This is a genomic window from Microbacterium sp. T32 (assembly GCF_001619615.1).
Taxonomy (GTDB): Bacteria; Actinomycetota; Actinomycetes; order Actinomycetales; family Microbacteriaceae; genus Microbacterium.
This window is the reverse complement of sequence record NZ_LQQP01000002.1, coordinates 119,243-141,159: the sequence shown is the minus strand read 5'-3', so window position 1 is coordinate 141,159 and position 21,917 is coordinate 119,243. Positions and strand designations below refer to the sequence as shown.

Genomic DNA, 21,917 nt, shown 5'->3' with positions numbered 1-21,917 from the left:
GCCCTCACGGATTGCAGACGTCGCAGGTCGCAGGATCGGCGACCGTCACGGGCCGAGGTCGCTCCTGACGGGCAGGGCAGGCCGCGCAGCCGTCGACGTCGGCCCGGACGCGCGACGTCGGTGTGCCGCACCCGCCGCACGGAACCCCGCGCACCACGTCGACGGGACCGAAGCCGGGGCACGCGCAGGCGGGGCAGGGTGTGCGCAGACGCGCTGCCATCCCCCAGGCGACGCCGCGCAAGGTGCGGCGGCGCTGCGGGTTCAGGTGCGCGCGGAGGTCGGGCTCGAGCCGAACCGGCCCTCGAGCCACCAGGCCGAGAACGACCCGTTCGTCCTGCAGGCCTTTCCGCAGCTCGTTCCCGAGTCGCGCGACGACGGCCTGCCCGGGGAACCCGACGCGGTCGAGGTACGCCCGGGCCGCAGCCTCGTCCTCGACGTCGCGCGGGGCCGCGACCCGGGCATACGCCCGCACACCGTGCGGAACCCGGATACCGCGCTCGAGGTCCACGAAGACGACGAGCTCCTCGTGCACGACCGGCCCGAAGCCGCCGAGCGAGGGTGCGTACGACGCCTCCGTCGCCACCCCGAACGGCGTCCCGAGCTCGGCCGCGGCGCCCGCGGCCTTGGCCTCGGCGGCATCCATCGGGCTCAGCGCCCTCGGCACGTCTCCGGTGAACGTGCCGAGGGCGTCGGTGTCGAGCGCGGTCGTCGCCCGCACCGCGGCATCCAGCCATCTCCCGAAAGCGGGGGCGAACGCCGATTCCTTGCCGTGGAGCGTGCCCACCGCGATGGTGGCCTCGGCGTAGGGCGAGGGGTCGTGGCATCCAGCGGTCGTCGTCACGCGAAGTAGTCGGGGCGGCTGACCGCCGTCGACGAGACGAACATCACGCCCGCACCCCCGTCGAGGATGGGACGGATGCCGGCGATGATCGCGTCCGCCCGTTCGGGCGCCACGACCGTCACCAGCAGCGTGAGCGCGTCGTGGTCGTTGAACAGCAGACGTCCGCCGCGCGACCCGTGGTGGCCCACGCCGACGACTCCGGTGATCGCGGTGTACCCGGTGGCTCCCACGGACTGGAGGAGTTCGGCGATGCCGGCCACCTCGTCGCTCGGGACGACCACCTCGATCTTGGTCATGGGGGTGAGCTCGGACATGCTCATGAGCGGTTCTCCTTCTCTCGGTCGTTCTCTGTCGAAACGGGCAGGTCGAGTTCTGCGGGAGCGTCCCGACCCGGCTCGGTCTCCCACCCGTAGGTGCCGAACCGCACCCACCGGTCGGTGTCCTGCTCGCGCGCGCGCAGGGTGATCCAGCGGTTCACGACGAGATTGCGCACCACCTCCGACGACTGCACGATCTCGTTGATGCGCGTGAGCGGCGCCTGCACGAACACCTGCAGCCGCACCGGTTCGTGCCGAGGGTCGCGTCCGACGCCGACGGACTGCCACGGCAGGCCGAGCCGCACGTCGCCGCCGAATCCCGACAGGACGCCGACCGATCCGACGACGTTGTGCAGCGGCTTCGGCCCGGCACCGAATCGGTCGGGAGCGACCGTGGATGCCGCGTACTGGGCGTTGATCCACTGCGCGACGATCATGGGCGCGGTGAGGATCGTCTCCAGTCCCGTGCCGTCCGGGTCGGCGGCGGCGTCGTAGCTGTGGAGGAAGGCGCGCCGGCCGAGATCGCGTCCGCGCGTGATCGCCCGCGGCCCCACGATGAATGCCGCGTTGCCGGCGAGACCCCATTCGGGATACGCCTCCGCCCAGTCCACCGAACGCCGCACCGTGTCGGCGACGGCGAGCGCGGGGTCGACGGGTCCCGGGAGCTCGGCGGCGCGTTCCCGCACGTTGCCCTCCCGCGCGGCATCCAGCGCACGGAGGAGTTCCCACATCGCGCTCTCGTGGGTCGCGGGGATCCGCCACGGTTCGAGGACCGTGACCTCGTCGGTGACGGTGTCGTGCTGAGCGGCGACGAAGAGCGTGTCCTCCGGGATGCGGATGCCCCGGGCGTGCAGTGCCACGCGGGTCGCCGGGTCGTTGAAGATCATCGCCGCGGCCCGTGCGTTGGGCTCTCCCTCGTGTCCGCCGCACGCCCCGCACTGCAGGCTCGAGGCGTACGGGTTGTTCACGACCGAGGCGCCGTGCCCGCACAGCAGGACGACCCGGGCGAAGCCCTCGACGAGTCCCATCATCCGCAGCGCCGTCTCGGCGTACAGCACCCGTTCCTCAAGGGTGAGGACGACGTCGGCGTCCACGTGCGTGGGCGGCGCGACCGGCCGCGAGCGGGCGCGGAGCAGCCCCCACCCGCGCGGTGCGAAGGTGCGTGCGACCGTGGCCGCGCCGAACACCCACCCGGCGGTCTCGGCGAACGCGTACGGCGCGACCGTCGACTTCTCGAGCGCCTGCACGGTCGCGGATCGCTCGAGCGCGGCCTCGCGGCGCCCGCGCCACTGCGCGATGGCCGCGCGGTCGACCGACGACTCGGTCACCGCGACGCGCGGGGTCAGCAGCACCGGGCACGAGGCGATCTCCGGCGAACCATCGGCCGGCCGGAACGACAGCGGCACGGCGAAGAACCCCGCGAAACCGAGGGTCTCGATCTCACCCGCACTCTCCAGGTGCCGCCGGAATCCCTCCGACCGCGGGTCGATGCAGAACACCGCCTGCGCGAGCGGCCGCGCGGCGGACGGCGCGATCTCGCGCAGCACGGGCGCCGTCGGCGGGGCGAGTTCGGCCACGACGGGTCGCTCGTACGCCTCCTCCCAGATCGCCAACCGGTCCACGGCATCGACGAGCGACAGGACCCGGTGCAGGAGTGCGCGCGTCGCCGCGGCGCGCGGGTCGATGTCGAGTGCCCGAGCCACCGCAGTGAGGCGTGCGTCCTCCTGCGCCGCCGGTGTCGGCGCGGGCGGTACGGTGGCGCCGGCGGGCAGAAGCAGGCGTTCGAGCGTGACCCGGATCGCGAGGAACGACGTCAGATCGACGCCCTCCCCCGCCGTCCTCAGCACGGCGGCCCACCCGGGCTGGGCGAGGACGTGGGCGCGCAGGAAATGCTCCGCACCGCCGCCGTCCACGCCCCACCGCTCGAGCGCCGCATCGATGGCATCCGCCGGGTCGTGCGCACTCGAACGGATGCCTGCTCGCACCTGCCGCGGAAGGGTCGGGTCGAGCGCGGCCAGTCGCCGCCAGGAAGCCCACATCCCGTCGCGGCGCACCGGCGCCGACCACGCCGGTGCGCCGAGGACGGCCGCCATCCACCGCCCCGTGAGGTCGTCGACGCGCGCGTGCACGGCCGGGTCGATCGCTCGGGCCGGCGTCGGCATCGACGACCCGGCGGGGGCGGCCGGCGGCGACACGTGCAGGTCGTGGAGAAGGATCTCGGCGACCGTCGTGATCCGCCCGTCCGCCATGAGCGACTGCGGCGAGCGCGCCTCCGGCACCCGGAGCCGGAGGGCTGCGGCGAGGTCGTCGTCCGAGATGCGCCCCCGCACGTGCAGTTCGCGGAACCGCCGCTCGTCGGGCGTGAGCAGGATGCCGTGCTCCCGGGCGATCGCGCGGAGCGCGTCCTCGCGCGGAAGGTGCTCGTAGGCGGCGACGGGGCTGCGTGCGATGAACGTCTCGAGCGGGTAGTGCGGCGAGATCGCGCGCCCGGCCGCGGTGACCCATCCGCGGATGAGGGCGCGACGCGGAGCCGGTGCGGTCGTGGTCATGAGGTTCTCCCGTACTCGAGGGGACCGCGGGCGGCGGTCGGGTGGGCGATGGAGGCGGCGGAGCGAGGGGACGGCAGAGGAGCTCTTCCCCACGCGAAGGCGAAGGCGAACAGGCGGTCTGCGGCTCGCCCGTGTGTTCGGGTGAGCATCGCGAGGAGGCCGGCGACGACGAACACCGCGATCGCGAAGAGCGGCGGGACGGCGGCATCGGCGTGGGCGAGCGCCTCCGCCGTCGGGACCACCAGCAGCACGTATCCGACGATTGCCACGGCGACGAGAGCGACGAGAACGGCCCGGATGCCGATGGTCCCGCGGCCCGCGCCGATGCGGCCACCCGCGACACCCGCGGTGGCGAGCACGAAGAGGAGGAGAACGGCCGCAGTGTGGGTCAGGATGCCGCCGGCGACCATGGCCGCTCCACCCCCGACCAGGACGACCCCCGCGCCGAGGACGGCGCCGAGGCGTGATCCCGGTGTCGCGGCGCGCGACCGCGCGGCGACCGCACGCTCGACCGCGGACCCTGCGCCGAGGAAGAGGCTCGCCTTGAAGAGCGCGTGGCCGAGCACGTGCACCAGAGCGACACCGTAGGCGCCGAGACCGCAGGCGAGAAGCATGAACCCCATCTGCGCGGCCGTGGACTGCACGAGCCGCCCCTTCACGTCGGGGCGGGTGAGCATCGCCACCGAGGCGCAGAGCATCGTGACCGCGCCCGCGACGGCGACGATCCACGGCCCCGCGATCGAAGGGACCTCGGCGAAGCGCAGGACGAGGATCGCCCCCGCGTTGACGAATCCGGCGTGCAGCAGGGCGGATGCGGGTGTCGTGGTGGCGGCCGTGGCGGCGAGCCAGCGATGCAGCGGGAAGGATCCCGCGCGGGCGATCGCGGCCAGGGCGACGAGGACGCCGGTTGCAACGGCCGGGGCGCCGGTCAACGCCGTGAGGTTCTCGAACCCAGCCGACCCCGTCGTCGCGAGGACGACCGCGACCGCCGCCCACAGAGCGAGGTCGCCGGTCGCGAGAGCGACCGCGGCACGGCGAACGGCCGCCCGCGTCTGCGGCCCGCGGCCCCCGGTTCCGATCAGCACCAGCATGGTGAACGTCGCCGTGCTCCATCCCGCCGCCAGGAGCACCACCGAGTCGGCCGACACCGCAACCGTCGACCCCGCCGCGACGAGGGCCGAGAGCGCGAAGAACACCCGTGCCCGTGGGTCACCGCGCAGGTGACGGTCGGCGAAGACCTGGACGACGAGCGTGAGGGCGACCACGAGCACCATGACCACCGCTCCCGCCAGGTCGAGGCGCTCGGCGATCGCGCGGGACAGACCGGCAGCGGCCAGGATCGTGGCCGCGCCCGTCGGCCACACCGCCGCGAACCCGTCGGTGCGTCGAGACCCGGCTCGCGGGACGAGGGCCGCCACGGCGGCGATCAGCAACGCGACCACGGTGAGGAGCGAGAAGATCGACATGCGAGGGACGTTACCTGCATTTAAAAACAGGTGTCAAATCACCGGTAGTTGAATACCCGTATCACGTCTCCTGTCGTAATGTGCAGCTATGATGTTCCGATGGGCCAGTGGACGTTCCTCACGAATCACGCCCACGTGCTCATCTACGTGGCGCGCGATCCGGGCGCCCGGGTGCGCGAGATCGCAGACGCTGTCGGTATCACCGAGCGCACCGCCCAAGGGATCCTCACCGACCTCGTCGACTCCGGCTATCTGCGCCGGACCAAGGAGGGCCGCCGCAATCGCTACGACTGCGTCGAAGACCTCCCGCTGCGGCATCCCCTCGAGAGCAATCACCCGGTCGGGGAACTCCTGCGGGCACTCCGCGGCTGAGGCGGGCCTGCGGCGAGACAGCGCCGCGCGTCCGATGCGTCAGCCCCAGACCTCCCTCGCCGCGGGCAGAAGCACCTCGAACGTCGTCTCTCCCGGGCGGCTCTCGACCGTGATCGTTCCCCCGTGCGCGAGGACGATCGCCTGTGCGATCGACAGCCCGAGGCCCGTGCTCCCCGCGTCGCGGTTGCGCGATTCGTCGCCGCGCGCGAACCGCTCGAACAGGCGGTCCACGACCGCCGTCTCGATCCCCGGCCCGGTGTCGGACACCCGCAGGACGACGTGCCCTCCGTCGGGGAACACCGATGTCGTGACCACCGTGCCGGGCGGGGTGTGGGTGTGAGCGTTCCGCAGCAGGTTGGCGATGACCTGGCGCAGCCGGTCCTCGTCGCCGGGGACGGTGAGCGGGGCGTCCGCGGCGATCTCGAGACGCCACTCCCGGTCGCGGTCGACGGCCTGCGCGTCGCTCACGGCATCCACCGCGAGGAGCGGCAGCTCGACGTCGTCGTCTCGCAGACCCTGCCCCGCGTCGAGGCGCGCGAGGAGCAGCAGGTCCTCGACGAGCGCCCCCATCCGTCGGGCTTCGGACTCGATGCGCTCGAGCGAACGGCGCTGGGATGCCGTCATCGGATCGGTGTCCGCGAGTGACAGCTGCGCGTAGCCGCGGACGCTCGCGAGGGGTGTACGCAGTTCGTGACTGGCATCCGCGATGAACCGGCGCAGCTCGCTCTCGCTGTGTTCGCGCGCGGAGAGCGCGGTCTGCACCCGCCCGAGCAGGTCGTTGAGCGAGGCGCCGACGCGGCCCACCTCGGTGCGGACGTCGGTGTCGGCGGCATCCACTCGATCCGGGATGTCGACGTCACCGCGTTCGAGGGAACGCTCCGAGACGCGCTGCGCCACACCCGCGACGCGCTCCAGCGGACGCAGGCTCCGGCGGACGAAGAGCGACAGACCCGCCACCGCGACGATCAGCGTCACCGCACCGACCGCGACGAGGATCGCGGTCAGCGCGCGCGTGGTCGCGTCGACATCCGCGAGCGAGAGGCCCGCGTAGACCGTGATCCCGCTCGAGAGCGAGCGGGCGACCACCCGGAAGGAGCCCAGGTCACCGCCGAGGTCTACCGTGATCGGGGCCTCTCCGGGCCGCACCGCGCCAGTCAACACTGACACCTGCGCGTCGCTGAGCTCGATCTCGCTGCCATCGGCGGCGACGTACCCCGAGACCCGCGGCGTGCCGTCGCTCCCGACCACCGCCTGCAACGATCCCGCCCGCGGCGCCGGCCGCCCGCTCGGCGCGACGGAATCGGGGGCCGGGGTGGGCTCCGTCCTTCCCGGCGTCCCACCGTCGCGCTGCGCCGCGAACTGCAGCGCCGAGGTCACCTGCTCGTCGAGGCGGTCGTACACGAACGCGCGGAGCGCCGTGAGGGTCGCAACGGCCATCACGACGATCGCGAGCACGACGAGCCCGCTCGCCCCGAGGACGAGCACGCGCTGCAGCGTCGGAGGGCGGCGGGTCATGACGGCTTGATCGTGTAGCCGACCCCGCGCACGGTGTGGATGAGAGGCTCCCGGCCCGCGTCGATCTTCCGCCGCAGGTAGGAGATGTAGATCTCGACGACGCCGCTGTCGCCGCCGAAGTCGTACCCCCACACGATGTCGAGGATCTGCGCCTTGCTCACCACGCGGCGCGCGTTCTGCATGAGGTAGCGCAGCAGCTCGAACTCCTTCGCCGTGAGCTTGATCGGGATGCCACCCCGCTCAACCTCGTACGCGTCCTCGTCGAGCGCGAGATCCCCGACGCGCAGCACGGTATCGGCGATCGCCGCCGCGGCGACGTGCCGCCGGGCCATCCCGCGCAGGCGGAGGATGACCTCCTCGAGGTTGAAGGGCTTCGTGACGTAGTCGTCTCCGCCCGCGGCGATCCCCGCGATGCGGTCCTCCACGGCATCCTTCGCCGTCAAGAACAGGACGGGGACGTCGTTCCCGGCAGCGCGGACGCGGGTGAGCAGCTCGACGCCGTCGATGCCGGGCATCATGACATCGAGGACGAGCAGGTCGGGGGCGAAATCGCGGATGACGTCAAGCGCCGCCCGGGCGTCGGTGGTCGCGCGCGCATCCCATCCCTCGTTGCTCATCGCCATGCGCAGCAGCTCGCCGAGGTTCAGCTCGTCGTCGACGACGAGCGCGCGGATGGGCGTGCCGTCGGGACGGGTCAGCGGCGGGCGGGAAGCGGGCATGTGCCTCAGCATGCCGTGTCCGGAGCCGCTCGGCATCCCTTCCGGCTTCTCCCGGCGCCCCCCATAACCGCTTCATAGCAACGGTGAGGAATCGGTGAGGGTGCCGTCCCTAGCTTCGGGGCCACGGCCGCACCCCGCGCCCGGAAGGAGAACCATGTACTGGACGTACCTGCGGCGCGAACTCGGCGGCCGCAAACGACAGACCGTCATCGTGGCGGTCGGCCTCGCCGTCGCGATCGCCCTCGTGATCGTGGTCAACGCGCTCTCGGCGGGCGTCCGCGACGCGCAGTCGGAGGCCCTCGCGTCGGTCTACGGCGTGGGCACGGACCTCACGGTGACCGGAGCCCAGAGCGAACCCGGGTCGGGCACCGGGCCGCGCTTCGACTTCGGCGCCGACGCCGGCTCCAGCCAGGACGGAACGACCTCCCTCAGCCAATCGCGGCTGATCACCGACTTCCGACGCCAGACGCTCGACGCCTCGACGGTGGCGACGGTCGCGGGACTCGACGGCGTCGCCTCGGCGACCGGCGCACTGTCGCTGACGAACACCACCTTCTCGGGGCAGATCCCCGACCGCAGTGCCACCGAGTCGGGTGGGCAGTCCGGTCAGCCCGGCGAGCGCACCGGCGGGGGCCCGGGCGGGAACGGCGGGAGCAACTTCAACGTCGACGCCTTCAGCGTGCTCGGCGTCGACCCCGCCGCCACGGTCGGGCCGCTCTCGGCCGTGACCGTCTCCGAGGGCCGCGCGCTGTCCGCCTCGGACGCGGGCACCGACGTCGCCGTCCTCGACGCGACCTACGCCGCGAGCAAGAGCCTCGCCGTGGGCGGGACGATCGATGTCGGGGGTACGTCGATGCAGATCGTCGGCATCGTCACCTCGGCCGCGGCGACCGCCGACACCGCCGCCAATGTCTACCTCCCCCTCGACGTGGCGCAGACGCTGTCGGGCGCGGGCGACGTCGTGTCGACCGTGTACGTGCAGGCCACCTCATCGGATGCCATCGGCACGGTGCAGAGCGAGCTGACCGCCGCGCTGCCCAACGCCACCGTGAGCTCGGAGTCGCAGCTCGCCTCGACCGTCTCCGGCTCGCTGTCCAGCGCGTCGTCGCTCATCACCAACCTCGGCACGTGGCTGTCGATCGTCGTGCTCGCCGTCGCCGTCGCCCTCGCGGTGCTCTTCACCCTGTCGGGCGTCGCCCGCCGCACCCGCGAGTTCGGCACGTTGAAGGCCATCGGCTGGTCCAACGGCCGCGTCGTCGGCCAGGTCGCGGGCGAGTCGCTCGTGCAGGGACTCATCGGCGGCGCCGCGGGTCTCATCCTCGGGCTCGGCGGCATCCTGATCGTGAACGTCATCTCCCCGACCATCGCGGTGACCGCGTCCGCGCAGGGCACGGAAGGGCGCGGCGGGGCCGGGGGCTTCGGCGGCGGGGGCGGCGGCTACGGCGGCGGGGGCGGCTTCGGCCGCGCGGCGGCGCAGGCCTCGGACGTCGTCCTGCACGCCCCGCTCACCCCGACCGTCATCGTCGCCGCGGTCGGCATCGCGATCCTGGGCGGTGTGCTCGCGGGGGCCTTCGGCGGCTGGCGCGCCGCACGCCTCAGCCCCGCCGCCGCCCTCCGAGCGGTCGGTTGACCGACATCCCTCACCCACAAGGAGACATCGTGACCATGACAACTGCATCCCCCACCGACGCCACCGCGGTCGACGCGGCCGGGTACCACCTCGAGAACGTCACCCGCACGTATCGTCAGCGCGAGCGCATGGTGACCGCGCTCGCGGGGATCGACCTCGAGATCGCCGCCGGCGACTTCGTCACCATCCAGGGACCCACCGGGGGCGGTAAATCGACGCTCCTCCAGATGCTCGGAGCGCTCGACCGGCCGACGTCCGGGAGTGTGCGCCTCGGCGACCTCGACATCGCGCAGGCCTCGAACGGCCGGCTCAGCCGCATCCGCGCGGGCGAGATCGGCTTCGTGTTCCAGGGGTTCAACCTCATCCCGACGCTCACCGCGGCCGAGAACGTCGACATGGGCCTGGAGCCGCTCGGGCTGGCCCGCGACGAACGGAAGCGCCGCGTCCACGAGGCACTGGGGCGCGTCGGGCTCGCCGAACGCCACGACCACCGCCCGGGCGAACTGTCGGGCGGCCAGCAGCAGCGCGTCGCGATCGCCCGCGCGGTCGCGAAGCAGCCCACGGTGCTGCTCGCCGACGAACCGACCGGCAACCTCGACGAGCACATGCGCGACGAGATCCTCGACGTCCTGGACGCGCTGAACGCCGAGGGACTCACCCTCGTCGTCGTCACGCACGATTCCGCCGTCGCCCGCCGCGCCCGGCGTCGGCTGCGCCTCGCGGACGGGAGGATCACCGAGATCACGCACAAGTGACGCGTGCGGCTGCCGGTGCCGTCGGGGCACGGGCAGCCGCACGTCGCACAGGACACCGTCCGGTCGCCAGGCCCTGTCGGGCCGGCGCCTCGCCGGTTACGGTTCCCGCATGAGCCCCTCCGCGAGCAAAGAGCCACCGTCCTCCACCCGGCAGAAGGACGCTGAGCACCGCACTCTTCTCCAGCGTTACGGCCCGCTGCGCCTCCTCGCGCCGTGGGCCTGCATCATCGCGGGTGTCGGACTCATCGTCCGCTCCACGATGGTCGGATCCGGCAGCCTCATCTGGGTGGGCGCGGTCGTGCTCGCCATCGGTGTCATCGGCGGTCTCGTGGCGATGTGGATGGCACGGCGCGGACTCTGACGCCCGTACCGCGGGACCGCCCTGTCTCGAGCGCCGAGCACCGCGGCATCCATTCGCTCTCCCGCTCCGAATAAGCGGATGACGGCGACGCTTCGCACGTCGTCGACAGGGAGAGGGATGCCATGACCACCGACACCGCCACCCGCACCGACGAGCCGGGCACCGTCCGGCGTCCGCGGGGCTGGTTCTGGGCCGCCCTGGCCGGGCTCATCTCGGCCGCCGCGCTCCTCGCCGTCGCCGAACTGTTCGCGCTCCTCGTCGCGCGGGCCGCTAGCCCCGTCCTCGCGGTCGGGTCGTTCATCGTCGACATCGTGCCCCGCCCTCTGAAAGAGCTCGCGATCACGGTCTTCGGCGAGTCCGACAAGATCGCTCTCCTCGTGGGGGTCGGGCTCGGCGCGGCTGTCGCCGCCGCCGTCGCGGGCGTCCTCGAGTACCGGTTCCGTCCGGTCGGCGCGATCCTCCTCGGCATCGGCGGAGCCCTCGCCACCGCCGCCATCCTCACGCGCGCCGGTGCCGGTGCCCTGGCATGGCTCCCGCCCGTCCTCGGAACCGTCGCGGGCGTGGTCCTCCTCGTCCTCCTCACCCGGCGCCTCCGGCGCTGGTCCACGGCGGCGGCCGCCGACGACGCCCCCACGGCGGGGCTCAACCGTCGCGGCTTCTTCCTCCTCTCGGGCATCGCCGCGGCGAGCGCGGTCGTGGTCGGCGTCGGCGCGCGCGTCCTCAACGCGGCCACGAACTCCGTCGCCGCCGCCCGCGACGCCCTGCGTCTGCCGTCGGCGCGCAGCACGGTCACCGTGCCGGAGGGCGCGTCCCTCGATGTCCCCGGCCTCTCGCCGATCATCACGCCGAACGCCGACTTCTACCGCGTCGACACCGCCCTCACCGTCCCGAACGTCGACCCGTCGACGTGGCGACTCAGCATCGAGGGGATGGTCGACAAGCCGATCGAGCTGTCCTTCGACGACCTCGTGAACATGGGCCTCGACGAGTACGGCGTGACGCTCACGTGCGTCTCGAACGAGGTCGGCGGCAACCTCGTCGGGAACGCGATCTGGCAGGGCGTCCCGATCCGCGACGTGCTGCGCCTGGCGTCCCCCCAGGGCGACGCCGACATGGTGCTCTCCGAGAGCGTCGACGGGTTCACGGCATCCACTCCCCTGTCGTCGCTGACGGACGACGGACTGGATGCCATCTTCGCGGTGGCCATGAACGGCGAACCGCTGCCCTTCGAACACGGTTTCCCCGTGCGTATGGTCGTGCCGGGGCTGTACGGCTACGTCTCGGCGACGAAGTGGGTCACGAAGCTGACGGTGACGCGCTTCGACCAGATGGAGGCGTACTGGACGCCGCGCGGATACTCTGCCGAGGCGCCGATCAAGATGTCGTCGCGCGTGGACACCCCGAAGATCGGCACCCCCGTCTCGGCCGGCAAGGTCCCCATCGCCGGGATGGCGTGGGCGCAGCCCGTGGGAGTCAAGACCGTCGAGGTGAGCATCGACGACGGCGACTGGCAGCAGGCGACCCTCTCCGCCCCCATCAACGATCAGTCGTGGGTGCAGTGGGTACTCGAGTGGGATGCGCAGCCCGGCTCGCACTACATCACGGTGCGCGCAACGGACAAGCAGGGGAACGTCCAGATCCAGGAGGCCGCGGCGATCGCCCCGAACGGCTCCAGCGGGTGGCAGCGCACGCTCGTCACCGTCCGGTGACGTTGCGTATAACGGCCAGCGCACGATAGGTGTCAAGTCCTGTTCACGATGAGGACCCGCGGGGCATGATCGCCTCATGCCTTCAGCAAGCAGCCCGACGCCCCGCGGCTCCGCCGCATGAGTGTGGCCGAGGACGAGTCCTCTTTGCTCCCTTCCGCCGACGCCGCGCCCAGCGAAGGACGACCGATCGCTAGCCTGCGGCGCACGCTGCCGCCGGACTGGGACGGCCAGGTCGACCAGTTCGCGATCGTGAAGCTCGACGGCGGCGGAGTGGTGCGCGGATGGAACCTCGGCGCCGAGCTGATCAAGGGGTACGCCGCGCACGAGATCATCGGCCAGCACTTCTCGCGCTTCTACCGGGAGGAAGACCGACGACGCGGCCTGCCGGACCGGCTGCTCGCCGCGGCTCAGCGCGACGGGCACGTGGAGGACACGGGGTGGCGCGTCCGCAAGGACGGCGGCGAGTTCTGGGCGCGCGTCACGATCTCGGCGATCCGCAGCGAGTCCGGTCAGGTGCTCGGCTTCGTGAAGATCGTGCGCGACCTGACCAGCGAGAAGGAAATCCTCGACGAGCAGGCCGCACTGCAGCGGACGTTCGCCCACGACCTCCTCTCCCCCGTCACCGCGCTCCGCGGGTACCTGGACCTCCTGGCGGACGAACTCCCCGCCGACCACCGGCTCCTCCGCCTCGCGGGCGAGGCCAGCGACCACCTCGTCGCCATGGCGCAGGCGCTCCTCGCCGACGCGGCCGCGCGACCCGAGCCGGGACGTCGGCGCGTGGCGATGGACCTCATCGCGCGCGGTGCCGTCGCCCTCGTCCTCCCTGGCGACGCGCCCGATCGGGTGACTTTCGGGCAGATGGATGCCATCCCCGTCGAGGGTGACGTTCTGGGCCTCCGCCGCGCCGTCGCCAACGTCCTCGAGAACGCGGCGAAGTACTCCGACGACGTCATCGAGGTGGAGGTCTACGAAACCGACGAGGGCGCGACGGTCTCCGTGAGCGACCGGGGACGCGGCATCCATCCCGACGATCTCGCGGTCATCCTCGACGAGGGCGAACGCGGGCGGCTCGCCGACCCGCGCGACGGCGGAAACGGGATCGGGCTCGCGAGCGTGCGCCGGATCGCCGCGCAGCACGGCGGTACCGTGCGGATCTCGAGCGAGCTGGGCGCCGGGACGACCGTACGTCTGACGATCCCACGGGCCGACGACGAGGTCACGCCGGCCGAATGAACTCCGGCGGTCACTCCGAGCGCGTGACCTCGGCGCCGGCCGCGGCGATCTCGGCGAGCGCCGTGGCGCTGGAGTCGGGGTGGACGCCCGCGACGAGGTCGGTGAACACGCGCACCCCGCGGCCGGCCTTCAACGCGTCGAGGGCGGACGCGCGGACGCAGTAGTCGGTCGCGATCCCGACCACGTCGATGTCGCTGATGCCGTTCTCGTTCAGGATGCCATCGGCCGTGATGCCGTCGTCGGTCACTCCCTCGAAGAGCGAGTAGGCGGGCTTCCCTTGCCCCTTCTTGAGGTGGTGGGTGACGCGGCTCGTGTCGAAGACCTCGTCGTAGTCGGCGCCGTACGTGCCGCCGACGCAGTGCGCGGGCCACGTGTCGACGAAGTCGGGTTCCGCCGCGAAGTGACCGCCGTTGTCGTCGTCGCCGTGGTGCCAATCGCGGGAGGCCACGATCACGGCGTAGTCATCGGCGTGCGCGTCGAGGAAGCGCGAGATGCGCTCGGCGACCGCGTCGCCCCCGGTGACGCCGAGGGCACCCCGCTCGGTGAAGTCGTTCTGGACGTCGACGATGAACAATGCCCGGCTCATGCGTCGAGCCTACGCGCGGGCGCCGACACCGGGTCGGTCATCCCCGGGTGAACAGCAGGACGATCGAGAGCACGAACGCCAGAGCGCCCAGACCCAGCACCCCGGTAGCGAGCAGCGTCAGGAACCGCACGTGGGGCGACGACCGGGTCAGTCGCATCCGGTGCCGGGATCCGCGACGCGCGAAGACGTCGGCCATGTCGGCATCCCCGATCCGCGCGTCCTCGTGCGGAGAGAGCGGCGCTTCGTTCACACCGCCGTGCTCGTCGAACCAGCGCACGACGCGGTGGCCGTCGACGTCCTCGACCACGGCCCGCACCGGCACCCAGGTGCCGTCCGCGACGTAGACGATCATCGCGACGATGGCGAGCAGGAGGCCGACTCCCAGGCCCACCCACGTGAAGAGCTCGATGACGACATCTACGACGTTCGACACGGGGGCTCCTGCGGGCGGCGACGTTCTCCACGCCGAAGGGCGGCGGGCGGGGCTCTCAGCCTATCGGGCCGTTGCCCCTCGGTCCGTTCCGCGGTGTTCGGGGTGGCTCGATCGACCGGGAGAACACGAAAGGCCCGGGGGAACCCGGGCCTTTCGTGGTGCTGGAGCCGCCTAAGGGAATCGAACCCTTGACCTATTCATTACGAGTGAATCGCTCTGCCGTCTGAGCTAAGGCGGCGCGCGCCGCTGTGGCGTGCACGATCATCGATCTTACATGGTCAGCGGGCGGGCTGACGAATCGTGCCGGCTCAGTAGTCGCCGGTTGCGGAACGGTCGGCGAGGATGTCGCGGCTCGACGACAGGCCCAGGCGGGTCGCACCGGCGGCGATCATCTCCTCCGCCGCTGCGCGCGTGCGGATGCCTCCGGATGCCTTGACCTCGGCGCGATCGCCGACGGTGCGCTTCATGAGCTCGACGGCGTGGACGCTCGCCCCGCCCGCGGGGTGGAAGCCCGTGGAGGTCTTGACGAAGTCGGCTCCCGCGGCGACGGCGGCCTCGCAGACGGCGACGATCGCGTCGTCGGAGAGCGCGGCGGCCTCGATGATGACCTTGAGGACGGTCGGGGCGGGGACGGCGGTGCGCACCGCGCGGATCTCGGCCTCGACGACCTCGTAGCGGCCCTCGATGGCGGCACCGATGTCGATGACCATGTCGATCTCGTCGGCGCCCTGGGCGACCGACAGCGCCGCCTCGGCGGCCTTGACCTCGGCGTGGTGCTTCCCGCTCGGGAAGCCGCAGACGACAGCGACCTTGAGCCCCGCGGGCACCTCGACGGGGAGGAACGACGGCGACAGGCACACGCTGTAGGTTCCGAGCTCTGCGGCGTCGGCGATCGTGCGCTCGACGTCGGCGCGGGTGGCCTCGGGCTTGAGCAGCGTGTGGTCGATGTAGGTGGCCAGGTCGGGCGTGGTCATGGTGCTCCTTCGGGCGGGGACGACGACAAGCCTACGTTCCGCGGACGTTGGTGTGCTCGGCGAGGCGGCGCCTCTCAGCCGCAGCGGTGGCCGTCGTCCGGCACGATTCCGTCGATGAGGTAGGCGTCGACGGCGTCGGTCACGCACGCGTTGCCCTTGTTGTAGCCGAGGTGCCCCTCGCCGACATTCGTGATGAGGATGCCCTGGGCCAGCTGTGAAGCGAGGCTCTGCGCGCCCTCGTACGGGGTGGCGGGGTCGCCTGTCGTGCCGACCACGAGGATCGGCGGGGACCCGGGCGCGGTGATCTGCTCCCGCTTCCCCGTCGGCGGCGCCGCCCATGTCTTGCACGGATCGCCGCCCGAGCCGCTCCAGTACGGCGCGATCACGGGCGCCGCGGCATCCAGCTTCTGCTGCAGCTCAGCAACGGCGGCATCCGTCCCCTGATCGGGATAGTCCATGCAGTTGTAGGCGATGAACGCCTCCATCGTGTTGCCGTCGTAGTGGTCGCCCATGCGGCCGTTGTAGAAGTCGGCGAGCTGGAAGGCGACGTCGGCACGACCGTTGCTCACGTCGGTCAACGCGGACCGGAGGTAGGGCCAGCTCTCCTCGCTGTAGAGGGCGGCGGTGATCGCGGTCATGAGGGTGTCGCCGCCGAGCCGACGGCCGTCGCCCGCGGTGATCGGACGCGCGTCGACGCGCGCGAGCAGGGACGCGACGTCGGCCATCGCGTCGTCGACCGTGCCGGCGAACGGGCAGTCCTTCGTCTTCAGACAGTCGGCCATGAACGACCGGAGCGACTGCTCGAATCCGACGGCCTGGCTGAGCGAGGTGTCGGAGCCCGAAACGCTCGGGTCGATGCCCCCGTCGAGCACCATGCGATTGACCCGCTCGGGGAACAGCCCCGCGTAGGTCGCGCCGAGCAACGTGCCGTACGAGAAGCCGAGGTAGTTGAGCTTGGGGTCGCCGAGCACGGCGCGCAGCACGTCCATGTCGCGCGCGGAGTTCTCGGTGGTGATGTACGGGAGGATGCCGTCGCTGTGGTCCTGGCAGGCCTGCGCGAAGTCGGCAGCGCGTTGGTCGAGCGCCGCCTTCCGTTCGTCGCTCCCCCGCGCCCCCGGCGGGATGTCGTACAGGAAGGCATCGAGCTGAGCCGGTTCGTAGCAGGTGACCGCTGTCGACTCTCCGACCCCGCGGGGGTCGAATCCGATGACGTCGTAGTCCTGGGTGAGCTTGTCGTCGACCAGGATCGACAGTGCCTGCTTCATCAGGGAGACGCCGGCCGCACCCGGTCCGCCGGGGTTGGTGAGCAGCGACCCGATCGGCGTGCCGGACGTCGCGCGGTGCCGGACGACGGCGAGCTCGAGGTCGCCCACGCTCGGGTCCGCATAGTCGCGGGGAACCGTGACCGTGGTGCAGTCCAGGCCCGTCCCGCAGGGCTGCCAGTCCAGCGTCTGCCCGTAGTACGGCAGGAGTTCGGCGGAGACGCCGTCGGTCTGCGGCGCGAGAGACGCACCGTCGGTCGGCGGCACGGGCGGGATCTGGGCGTAGAGGCACCCGGAGAGGGCGACGGCGAGGGCCGCGATTCCGGCAACGGCCGTGGCGAGACGCCGGCGCAGGCTCACGGCGCGGATCCGTTCGCCACGGTGATCAGGAGGCTCTCGAGCGCGAGCAGCGGAGCCGCGTTCTGCTCGAGATTGCGGCGGGTCTCGGTGATCCGGTCGAGCACCCCGAGGGTGCGGGCCGGGGTCCACTCGGCGGCAAGAGAGCGCAGGTCGTCGATCCTTTCGGCGTTGACGAGATCGCCGTCGCGCCCGTACTGGAGCATGACGACGTCGCGGAAGAGCGACTGCAGGTCGGTGAGCACGCGATCGATGCCGTCGCGGAGACTGCGGGTCGCGCGGCGCTTCTGATCGTCTTCGAGGGCGTTCAGCTGGCTGCGGACGCTCGGCGGCACCGCCGCGCCCTCGGCGATCCCGAGGGTGCGCAGCAGGGTGCGGCGCTCCTCCTCGTCTCGGGAGGCCGTGAGGGCCTTGGCGTCATCGGTGGCGAGGCGGACGATCTGCCCCGCGACCTCGACGGCGTCGCTGATGCCGCGGACGGCGAGGACCGCGGACAACGTCTCGGCGCGGCGCGCGCGGGCGTCGTCGTCGGTGGCGAGGCGCTGCGCCATGCCGATGTGGCGCTGAGCGTGGCGCGCGGACTCCTCGGCGACGTCGGCGGGCACGCCGGTGCGCTCGACGATCAGAGACGCCACGTCGGCGACGGAGGGCTCCCGCAGGCGCAGCACCCGGACGCGCGAGCGGATCGTCGGCAGGAGGTCGGCGTCGCTCGGCGCGCACAGCACCCACACGGTCTGCTCGGGCGGCTCTTCGAGGGCCTTGAGCAGGACGTTCGACGTGCGCTCGGCCATGCGGTCGGCGTCCTCGACGACGATGACGCGGTGTCGGCCCAGCGACGGCGCGAACGACGCGCGCTCGACGAGACGGCGGGCTTCGTCGATGCGGATGACGACCTGCTCGGTGCGCAGGGCCGTGAGGTCGGGGTGGGTGCGGGCGAGCACCTGCCGCTGCGCAGCTTCGTCGCCGGGGTCGGCGATGAGCGCGGCCGCGAAGGCGTAGGCGAGCGTCGAGCGGCCCGATCCGGGCGGACCCGTGATGAGCCACGCGTGGGCGAGGGCGGCGGGATCGGCGGCGGCGGCACGGAGCGTCTCGACGGCCTCGGCCTGTCCCCACACCGCATCCCACGGAAAGGGCGCGGCGACCGTCGAAGGGGGCGGCTCCACGGCGGTCGACATGGGTTCCACCCTAATCGTGGCCACCGACACCGCCGCTGCCGATCCGCTGGGTGTCGATCGCGTGACGGCAGACCCTCAGACGAGTCGGGATGCCACGGCCGCACGCACCCGTTCGGCGAGCGCGGGCGCCGGCTGGGTGGCATCCAGGACGAGGAAGCGCTCGGGCTCGGCCGCGGCGAGGGCGAGGAAGGCGGTCCGTACGCGTTCGTGGAACTCGGACTTCTCGGCTTCAAGGCGGTCGAACGGCTTGTCGTCGGCATCGAGTCGCGCGCGGGCGGACGCGGGGTCGAGGTCGAGCAGCACGGTGAGGTCGGGCAGGAGGCCCTCGGTGGCCCACAGCGACAGTTCCCGCACGTCGTCGGCATCGAGCACACGTCCCGCGCCCTGATACGCGACGGAGGAGTCGAGGTAGCGGTCCTGGATCACGACGTCGCCGCGCGCGATCGCGGGCCGCACGACGGTCTCGACGTGGTGGGCGCGGTCGGCGGCGTAGAGGAGCGCCTCGGCGCGCGGAGCGATGTGCCCGCGGTGGTGCAGGACGATGTCGCGAATGCGCACGCCGACGTCGGTGCCGCCGGGTTCGCGGGTGCGCACCACCTCGCGACCCTGCCCGCGCAGCCACTCCTCGAGGAGTGCGGCCTGGGTGGTCTTGCCCGCGCCGTCGCCTCCCTCGAAGGTGAGGAAGAGGCCGGGTCCCCCGGCCGTCGCCGCGCGGGGGGCGTGCGGGGGCCGGGGGGCGTCGGCGGTCACGACTTCTTCGCCGGGGCCTTGCGCGTGGTCGTCGTCTTCTTCGCCGCGGTGCGCTTCGGGGCGGGGCCCTTCGCGCGCTTGTCGGCGATGAGTTCGACGGCGCGCTCGAAGGTCACGGCCATGGCGTCCTCGCCGCGCGGGACCGTCGCGTTGGTCTCGCCGTCGGTGACGTAGGGGCCGAACCGGCCGTCCTTGAGCTTGATCGGCTTGCCGCTGACGGGGTCGGCCGCGAACTCCTTGAGCGCGCTGGACGCACGGCGGGCGCCGTACTTGGGCTCGGCGTACTTGGCCAGGGCGTCTTCGAGGGTGATGTCGAAGATCTGGGACTCGGAGTCGAGCGACCGCGAGTCGGTGCCCTTCTTCAGGTACGGGCCGAACCGGCCGTTCTGCGCGGTGATCTCCTCGCCCGTGGCGGGGTCGGTGCCGACGACGCGCGGGAGCGAAAGCAGCTGCAGCGCCGTGTCGAGGTCGATCGTGTCGACCGACATCGAGCGGAAGAGCGACGCCGTGCGGGGCTTGGGCGCGGCCTCCTTCTTGGCGCCGCGCTTCTTCGGCGCCTCGACGACTTCACCCGTGGCCTGGTCGACCTCTTCGGGCTCTTCAGCCTCGACCTCTTGCACGTAGGGGCCGAAGCGACCGTCCTTGACCACGACGAGCTTGCCGTTCTCGGGGTTCTCGCCGAGCACGCGGTCGCCGGCGACGGGCGCATCGATGAGCTCCTGCGCCTTCTCGGGCGTCAGCTCGTCGGGCGCCAGATCTTCGGGGATGTTGACGATGCGCGGCTTGGCGTCCTCGGGGGCGCCGGGCTGGACGACCTCGAGGTACGGCCCGTACTTGCCGAAGCGGAGGGTCGCGGTGTCGCTGATACGCGTGGAGTTCAGCTCGCGCGCGTCGATCTCGCCGAGGTTCTCGACGATGTGACGGAGACCCACCTGCTTCTCGGACCCGAAGTAGAACGCCTTGAGCCACTCGGTGCGGCGCTGCTCACCACGGGCGATGGCATCCAGGTCGTCTTCGAGGGCCGCGGTGAAGTCGTAGTCGACGAGGTCGGCGAAGTGCTGTTCCAGCAGGCGCACGACGCTGAAGGCGAGCCAGCTCGGAACGAGCGCCTGACCGCGCTTCGTGACGTAGCCGCGATCGAGGATCACGCCGATGATGCTGGCGAAGGTCGACGGGCGACCGATGCCCTTCTCTTCGAGCGCCTTGACCAGGCTCGCCTCGGTGTAACGCGGCTTGGGCGACGTGCTGTGCCCCTTGGGCTCGACGTCGCTGATCGCGAGCTCGTCGCCGACGGCGACGGGGGGCAGCGACTGGTCCGCGTCCTCGTCGTTGCGCTTCTCGTCGTTGCCCTCTTCGTACGCCTCGAGGAAGCCCTTGAAGGTGTAGACCGTGCCCGAGGCGGTGAACTCCGCGTTCTTCTCCCCGGCCTTCACGGCGAGGGTCACCGTGGTGGTCTCGTACTTGGCATCCGACATCTGGCTGGCGACCGTGCGCTTCCAGATGAGGTCGTACAGCTTCTGCTCGTCGCGGTCGAGCGACGAAGCGAGCGACGCGGGCGTGCGGAAGTGCTCGCCCGAGGGACGGATCGCCTCGTGCGCCTCCTGCGCGTTCTTGGAGTTGTTGCGGTAGACGCGCGGGTTGGCCGGCACCGCCTTGTCGCCGTACAGCGCCACCGCCTGCTCGCGCGCGGCCTTCACGGCCTGCGTCGAGAGCGCGGTGGAGTCGGTACGCATATAGGTGATGAAGCCCTTCTCGTAGAGACGCTGCGCGACGCCCATGGCGTGCTTCGCGCTCATCGAGAGCTTGCGTCCGGCCTCCTGCTGGAGCGTGGAGGTCGTGAAGGGGGCGCGGGGGCTGCGGGTGCCGGGCTTGGCCTCGACCTTGGCGACCGTGGCCTTGGCCGCGGCGACGATGTCGGCGGCGAGCGCGCGGGCCTGGGCCTCGTCGAGGACGACGACGGCCTTCTTCAGCTTTCCGTTGTCGTCGTAGTCGCCACCGCGGGCGAGAGGGGCACCGTCGAGACGGTTGAGGCGCGTCGTGAACGAGGACCCGGACTTGGATGCCAGCGCCTCGACGTCCCAGTACGAAGCCGAGACGAAGGCCATGCGCTCGCGTTCACGCTCGACGACCATGCGGGTCGCGGCGGACTGCACGCGGCCGGCGCTGAGCGCGGTGCCCTCGCGGCCCGAGCCGACCTTGCGCCACAGCACGGGCGAGACGTCCCACCCGTACAGGCGGTCGAGGACACGGCGGGTCTCCTGGGCGTCGACGAGCGACTCGTCGAGGTCGCGCGTGTGGTGGACGGCATCCTGAATGGCGTCCTTGGTGATCTCGTGGAACACCATGCGACGGACGGGGACCTTGGGCTTGAGGACCTCGCGGAGGTGCCACGCGATGGCTTCGCCTTCGCGGTCACCATCGGTGGCGAGCAGGACTTCGTCGGCGGACTTCAGGGCGCGCTTGAGCTCGGCGACCGTCTTCGTCTTGCGGTCGTTGACGACGTAGTAGGGGTCGAAGTCGTTCTCGACGTCGATGGAGTACTTGCCGTACGCCGCCTTCTTGTCGGCGGGGATCTCCTTCTTGGAGGCCAGGTCGCGGATGTGACCGACCGAGCTGAGCACCTCGTAGCCATCGCCGAGGTATCCCTGGATCGACTTCATCTTCGTCGGGGACTCGACGATGACGAGCTTCTTGCCGTTTGCCACTGGGGTCCTTTCTTCGTTGCACACCATACACACGCCTTCCTGGTCGGGATCCGGGAGGTCGCGCGCCGTCGAGACATCGGGTGGTCCGGCTCGGGAGCGTGCAGCGAACGGAATCCCACCGTACGCGCTGCCGACCGTCACCGTGGCGACGAGGCCGTCGACATCGCATTCGCTCAGGTTCACGCCACCGGCTGCGGAGATCGCGGCG

At 71.6% G+C, this 21,917-nt stretch carries 19 protein-coding genes and 1 tRNA gene; 6 read left to right on the top strand and 14 right to left on the bottom strand.

What is annotated here, in order from left to right:
* Positions 1–4: 4 nt before the first annotated feature.
* From AVW09_RS01470 to AVW09_RS01455, 4 genes are read right to left on the bottom strand one after another with little or no spacing between them, the layout of a single operon-like run.
* A complete protein-coding gene (locus AVW09_RS01470) occupies positions 5–841 on the bottom strand; it encodes a DUF6671 family protein (protein WP_063256323.1) in 837 nt (278 codons plus the stop codon).
* Entirely contained in the window at positions 838–1,161 is a 324-nt protein-coding gene (locus AVW09_RS01465; RefSeq protein ID WP_063256322.1) for a P-II family nitrogen regulator, read from the bottom strand. The genes AVW09_RS01470 and AVW09_RS01465 overlap by 4 nt, the downstream gene beginning before the upstream one ends.
* Entirely contained in the window at positions 1,158–3,707 is a 2,550-nt protein-coding gene (locus AVW09_RS01460; RefSeq protein ID WP_063256321.1) for a DUF2309 domain-containing protein, read from the bottom strand. Before AVW09_RS01460 ends, AVW09_RS01465 begins: the two co-directional genes overlap by 4 nt.
* Positions 3,704–5,173 carry a proton-conducting transporter transmembrane domain-containing protein gene (locus tag AVW09_RS01455; RefSeq protein ID WP_063256320.1) on the bottom strand — a complete coding sequence of 490 codons (1,470 nt, stop codon included), beginning with the start codon at positions 5,171–5,173 and terminating at the stop codon, positions 3,704–3,706. The genes AVW09_RS01460 and AVW09_RS01455 overlap by 4 nt, the downstream gene beginning before the upstream one ends.
* Positions 5,174–5,272: 99 nt before the next feature.
* Between AVW09_RS01455 and AVW09_RS01450 the strand changes: the two genes are divergently transcribed.
* Positions 5,273–5,545, top strand: a complete 273-nt coding sequence (locus AVW09_RS01450) for a helix-turn-helix transcriptional regulator (protein WP_063256319.1) — start codon at positions 5,273–5,275, stop codon at positions 5,543–5,545.
* A 39-nt stretch (positions 5,546–5,584) separates the two neighbouring features.
* On the opposite strand, the gene AVW09_RS01445 is transcribed toward AVW09_RS01450, so the two are convergent.
* Positions 5,585–7,060 carry a sensor histidine kinase gene (locus AVW09_RS01445; RefSeq protein WP_063256318.1) on the bottom strand — a complete coding sequence of 492 codons (1,476 nt, stop codon included), beginning with the start codon at positions 7,058–7,060 and terminating at the stop codon, positions 5,585–5,587.
* Positions 7,057–7,779 carry a response regulator transcription factor gene (locus AVW09_RS01440; RefSeq protein ID WP_082822759.1) on the bottom strand — a complete coding sequence of 241 codons (723 nt, stop codon included), beginning with the start codon at positions 7,777–7,779 and terminating at the stop codon, positions 7,057–7,059. The genes AVW09_RS01445 and AVW09_RS01440 overlap by 4 nt, the downstream gene beginning before the upstream one ends.
* Positions 7,780–7,933: 154 nt before the next feature.
* On the opposite strand from AVW09_RS01440, the gene AVW09_RS01435 reads away from it, so the two are divergent.
* The 5 genes from AVW09_RS01435 to AVW09_RS01415 all read left to right on the top strand — a co-directional run bounded on the left by AVW09_RS01435 (position 7,934) and on the right by AVW09_RS01415 (position 13,467).
* On the top strand, positions 7,934–9,409 hold the full coding sequence (locus tag AVW09_RS01435; protein ID WP_063256317.1) for an ABC transporter permease: 1,476 nt from the start codon (positions 7,934–7,936) through the stop codon (positions 9,407–9,409).
* Between the two features lie 35 nt (positions 9,410–9,444).
* Positions 9,445–10,164 carry an ABC transporter ATP-binding protein gene (locus tag AVW09_RS01430; protein ID WP_063256316.1) on the top strand — a complete coding sequence of 240 codons (720 nt, stop codon included), beginning with the start codon at positions 9,445–9,447 and terminating at the stop codon, positions 10,162–10,164.
* 109 nt (positions 10,165–10,273) lie between these two features.
* The gene (locus AVW09_RS01425) at positions 10,274–10,525 is read left to right on the top strand and encodes a hypothetical protein (RefSeq protein WP_063256315.1); all 252 of its coding nucleotides are present in this window, start codon (positions 10,274–10,276) and stop codon (positions 10,523–10,525) included.
* Positions 10,526–10,647: 122 nt separating this feature from the next.
* Complete coding sequence (locus AVW09_RS01420) at positions 10,648–12,234, top strand: molybdopterin-dependent oxidoreductase (RefSeq protein ID WP_063256314.1); 1,587 nt, start codon at positions 10,648–10,650, stop codon at positions 12,232–12,234.
* Between the two features lie 117 nt (positions 12,235–12,351).
* Entirely contained in the window at positions 12,352–13,467 is a 1,116-nt protein-coding gene (locus AVW09_RS01415) for a sensor histidine kinase (protein ID WP_082822747.1), read from the top strand.
* A 10-nt stretch (positions 13,468–13,477) separates the two neighbouring features.
* On the opposite strand, the gene AVW09_RS01410 is transcribed toward AVW09_RS01415, so the two are convergent.
* The 8 genes from AVW09_RS01410 to topA form a co-directional block, all read right to left on the bottom strand.
* Complete coding sequence (locus AVW09_RS01410) at positions 13,478–14,053, bottom strand: isochorismatase family protein (RefSeq protein WP_063256313.1); 576 nt, start codon at positions 14,051–14,053, stop codon at positions 13,478–13,480.
* A 37-nt stretch (positions 14,054–14,090) separates the two neighbouring features.
* On the bottom strand, positions 14,091–14,486 hold the full coding sequence (locus AVW09_RS01405) for a hypothetical protein (protein WP_063256312.1): 396 nt from the start codon (positions 14,484–14,486) through the stop codon (positions 14,091–14,093).
* Positions 14,487–14,648: 162 nt separating this feature from the next.
* Positions 14,649–14,724: transfer RNA gene (locus AVW09_RS01400), tRNA-Thr, on the bottom strand.
* Positions 14,725–14,794: 70 nt separating this feature from the next.
* Positions 14,795–15,460, bottom strand: coding sequence for a deoxyribose-phosphate aldolase (gene deoC, locus AVW09_RS01395; protein WP_022877762.1), 666 nt, complete (start codon positions 15,458–15,460; stop codon positions 14,795–14,797).
* Positions 15,461–15,534: 74 nt separating this feature from the next.
* Positions 15,535–17,082: an alpha/beta hydrolase gene (locus AVW09_RS01390; RefSeq protein WP_231901730.1), complete on the bottom strand. Its 1,548-nt coding sequence runs from the start codon at positions 17,080–17,082 to the stop codon at positions 15,535–15,537.
* Positions 17,079–18,254 (bottom strand): DNA polymerase III subunit delta', encoded by a 1,176-nt coding sequence (locus AVW09_RS01385; RefSeq protein ID WP_063256311.1) that lies wholly within the window; start codon positions 18,252–18,254, stop codon positions 17,079–17,081. Before AVW09_RS01385 ends, AVW09_RS01390 begins: the two co-directional genes overlap by 4 nt.
* Positions 18,255–18,329: 75 nt before the next feature.
* Complete coding sequence (gene tmk / locus AVW09_RS01380; protein WP_063256310.1) at positions 18,330–19,004, bottom strand: dTMP kinase; 675 nt, start codon at positions 19,002–19,004, stop codon at positions 18,330–18,332.
* Complete coding sequence (gene topA, locus AVW09_RS01375) at positions 19,001–21,709, bottom strand: type I DNA topoisomerase (RefSeq protein ID WP_063256395.1); 2,709 nt, start codon at positions 21,707–21,709, stop codon at positions 19,001–19,003. The genes tmk and topA overlap by 4 nt, the downstream gene beginning before the upstream one ends.
* Positions 21,710–21,917: the final 208 nt, after the last annotated feature.

Coding starts and splice junctions, on each gene's coding strand:
- AVW09_RS01450 (WP_063256319.1), top strand. CDS start 5,273: ATGGGCCAGTGGACGTTCCTCACGAATCACGCCCACGTGCTCATCTAC.
- AVW09_RS01445 (WP_063256318.1), bottom strand. CDS start 7,060: ATGACCCGCCGCCCTCCGACGCTGCAGCGCGTGCTCGTCCTCGGGGCG.
- AVW09_RS01440 (WP_082822759.1), bottom strand. CDS start 7,779: ATGCCCGCTTCCCGCCCGCCGCTGACCCGTCCCGACGGCACGCCCATC.
- AVW09_RS01435 (WP_063256317.1), top strand. CDS start 7,934: ATGTACTGGACGTACCTGCGGCGCGAACTCGGCGGCCGCAAACGACAG.
- AVW09_RS01455 (WP_063256320.1), bottom strand. CDS start 5,173: ATGTCGATCTTCTCGCTCCTCACCGTGGTCGCGTTGCTGATCGCCGCC.
- AVW09_RS01385 (WP_063256311.1), bottom strand. CDS start 18,254: ATGTCGACCGCCGTGGAGCCGCCCCCTTCGACGGTCGCCGCGCCCTTT.
- AVW09_RS01465 (WP_063256322.1), bottom strand. CDS start 1,161: ATGAGCATGTCCGAGCTCACCCCCATGACCAAGATCGAGGTGGTCGTC.
- AVW09_RS01425 (WP_063256315.1), top strand. CDS start 10,274: ATGAGCCCCTCCGCGAGCAAAGAGCCACCGTCCTCCACCCGGCAGAAG.
- AVW09_RS01410 (WP_063256313.1), bottom strand. CDS start 14,053: ATGAGCCGGGCATTGTTCATCGTCGACGTCCAGAACGACTTCACCGAG.
- AVW09_RS01430 (WP_063256316.1), top strand. CDS start 9,445: ATGACAACTGCATCCCCCACCGACGCCACCGCGGTCGACGCGGCCGGG.
- AVW09_RS01415 (WP_082822747.1), top strand. CDS start 12,352: ATGAGTGTGGCCGAGGACGAGTCCTCTTTGCTCCCTTCCGCCGACGCC.
- deoC (WP_022877762.1), bottom strand. CDS start 15,460: ATGACCACGCCCGACCTGGCCACCTACATCGACCACACGCTGCTCAAG.
- AVW09_RS01460 (WP_063256321.1), bottom strand. CDS start 3,707: ATGACCACGACCGCACCGGCTCCGCGTCGCGCCCTCATCCGCGGATGG.
- AVW09_RS01420 (WP_063256314.1), top strand. CDS start 10,648: ATGACCACCGACACCGCCACCCGCACCGACGAGCCGGGCACCGTCCGG.